Source organism: Synechococcus sp. H55.9, from assembly GCF_047462355.1.
Lineage (GTDB): Bacteria > Cyanobacteriota > Cyanobacteriia > Thermostichales > Thermostichaceae > Thermostichus.
In genome coordinates this window covers 15,412-18,187 of record NZ_JANSJB010000054.1, presented here as the reverse complement: position 1 = coordinate 18,187, position 2,776 = coordinate 15,412, and the positions used below count along the sequence as shown (strand labels likewise).

2 protein-coding genes and 1 tRNA gene are annotated in these 2,776 nt (G+C 62.1%); 2 read left to right on the top strand and 1 reads right to left on the bottom strand.

Features of this window, described 5'->3' with window-relative positions; all coding sequences use genetic code 11:
• Positions 1 to 161 precede the first annotated feature (161 nt).
• Positions 162 to 234: transfer RNA gene (locus NW857_RS08375), tRNA-Glu, on the bottom strand.
• Positions 235 to 551: 317 nt separating this feature from the next.
• Between NW857_RS08375 and NW857_RS08370 the strand changes: the two genes are divergently transcribed.
• Both NW857_RS08370 and NW857_RS08365 read left to right on the top strand, forming a co-directional pair.
• Positions 552 to 1,280 (top strand): HAD family hydrolase, encoded by a 729-nt coding sequence (locus NW857_RS08370; RefSeq protein ID WP_414368641.1) that lies wholly within the window; start codon positions 552 to 554, stop codon positions 1,278 to 1,280.
• A 13-nt stretch (positions 1,281 to 1,293) separates the two neighbouring features.
• The coding region (locus NW857_RS08365) for a gamma-glutamyltransferase family protein (RefSeq protein ID WP_414368639.1) at positions 1,294 to 2,776 on the top strand (1,483 nt) is incomplete at its 3' end.

Sequence of the window (2,776 nt, the reverse complement as noted above, 5' to 3'; positions counted from 1 at the left end):
CTGAAAAACAAGCCGTAAGTCTCTCGCCCCCAAGTCCCAAGCGATTGGACAACCGGGTCTGGCCTCAGCTCAAGTTGCAACAGGAGGCCGAGAACTTCCCTCGGCTCCTGGGCTGCCTGGAGTTGTTGTAGGGTTCATTTTCTCCGCCGGCCATTGCGCCATACCCCCAAGGGGATTCGAACCCCTGTCGCATCCGTGAAAGGGATGTGTCCTAGGCCTCTAGACGATGGGGGCGCTCATAAATGCAGCGATCCTAATCCTAGAGAAGGAGGGACGAGCTTGTCAACTTGACACGCCCCCACCCAAACAAGAGATTCTTGCTCCTGCTTCCGCGGCTGCGCTTGGCTGTTCCAGGTCGCCTCAGGCGTTCCTCCGCTTCCAAGGTGCGGCGGGAATTTCTCTTGGCTCCTGTGTGGGGTGATGCTGAGTTTGCAGACTACGGTGAGGATGTGAGACAGTTTCAGGCGGTGAAGTGATGGCTGCAACTGGAGCATCCCTTGCTTCATCTCTCCAGCCTACGGAGGCAGGGGACTCATGCCATTGGACTGCTTATGCAACCCAAAGTTCTATTGCTGGGCAACGCTGGCACGCACGGGAACTGCGCCGCTGACGCAACTGCTGGCCTGCTTTTGGATATGGACGGGGTGATCGTGGATTCGGAGCCGATCCACGCCCGCGCCGGAGTCATCGCCCTGCAGCGCTGTCAGATCTCTCTGGATCTGGCTCCCATCTCCCTGCAGTTTAAGGGGCGCACCGACCAGGACATGTTCGAGTATCTCGTAGAACACCTGACGGACACCCCGCCTGCGGAACGATCCCTGCTGGTGCAGCGTTTGATCGAGGAAAAGGCCAAGGCTTTTGGAGAACTACTGGGAGAGGTGCCGCTGGTGCCAGGGGTGCTGGAGTTTTTGGCGGCTAGCCGCCGCCGCTTCTCGGCCCTCGCCCTCACCACCTCGGCCACCCGTCGGGATCAAGAGCAGATTTTCCAGCGCTTTAACCTGCACCGCTGGTTCGACGCCGTGGTTACTGCCGAAGATATCCGGCGGGCCAAGCCCGACCCCGAGCCCTATTTGAAAACGGCTGCCAAGGTGGGCTTGGATCCCAGCCGGTGTTTGGTGGTCGAAGACTCCACCCACGGGATCCGCGCCGCCAAGGGGGCCGGCTGCTTGGCAGTTGGCCTCACCACTGCTTTCACTGCCGAGGAACTGCGCCGGGCGGGGGCCGATGCGGTGGTGAACAGCTTTGCCGAGTTGGCAGCACTTCTGAGCTTGCCTGTATAGGGAGCACAGACCCATGCAGGAGCCTCTCTCTCCAGCACCGGTTTTTTTACGGCAGGCCCTGGATCGCTATCCATTTGCCTCGCGGCGACGGGTGGTGATGGGCAAACGGGGAGCCGTGGCCACCAGCCAACCGCTGGCAGCAATGGCGGGTATGGAGATGTTCTGGGCCGGCGGCAATGCCGTGGATGCAGCCGTGGCGATGGCGGTGGCTTTGACGGTGGTGGAGCCGACTTCCAATGGCATTGGTGGCGATGCTTTTGCGCTGGTGTGGGAGGGAGGGGAGAAGGGCCGGCTGTACGGCTTGAATGCTTCCGGTCGCAGCCCAGCTGCCCTGACGCCGGAGCGCTGTGTCGGCCAGATTCCCGCTTACGATTGGTTGGCAGTAACGGTGCCGGGGGCTGTTTCGGCTTGGCAAGCCTTGCACCGGCGCTGGGGACGGCTGCCCTTCGAGCGCCTGTTTGGGCCCGCCCTTCGCTTGGCCTGCGAGGGGTTTCCGGTTTCTCCCCGGATTGCCCAACTGTGGCAGGCGGCGGAGGCCACCTATTTGCCGCTGCCAGATCCCCGCCACGAGGCCTTCAAAGCCGTTTTTTTCCCCCAGGGGCGTGCTCCACGGGCGGGGGAGCGCTGGAGCAGCCCTCTGCATGCACAAACCCTGGCGGAGATTGCCCATAGTGGCGGCGAGAGTTTTTACCGGGGGGAGCTGGCGGAGAAGCTGCTGGCTTTTTCGGATGCCACCGGCGGTCTCCTGTCCCGCGCCGACTTGGCAGAACATCGGGCCGACTGGGTAGAACCCATCCATACCGATTACCGCGGCTACACCGTCTGGGAGATCCCCCCCAATGGCCAGGGCATTGCCGCCCTGATGGCCCTCAACCTTTTGGAGGGTTTTGAGCTGGGTCGGATCCCCTACGAGGCCGGCGAGCGCTATCACCTGCAGATTGAGGCGATGAAGCTGGCTTTTGCCGATGTGAGCCGACAGGTAGCGGATCCCGACTATCTGCGGGTGAGTCCCGCCCAAATGCTGGATAAACGTTATGCCCAGCAACGGCGGCTGTTGATCGGTTCTAGGGCAATCCCCTTGGCTCAGCCAGGGCTACCTCAGGGGGGAACGGTTTACTTGGCCACAGCTGATGGCGACCTGATGGTGTCTTTGATCCAATCCAACTTCGACGGCTTCGGCAGCGGCCTGCTGGTTCCAGGGACAGGGATTGCCCTCCACAATCGCGGCACCGGATTTACCTTGGAACCCGGTCATCCCAACCAGGTGGGCCCGCGCAAGCGCCCCTACCACACGATTATCCCCGCCTTTCTTTCCAAAGATGGGATCCCCCTCGGCCCTTTCGGTGTCATGGGAGGGACGATGCAGCCCCAAGGCCATGTGCAGGTGGTGGTGAATCTGGTGGATTACGGCCTGAACCCCCAAGCGGCTCTGGATGCGCCCCGCTGGCGAGTGCTTCTCGACCAAGGGATCCCGCAGGTGGCGCTGGAGAGCACGG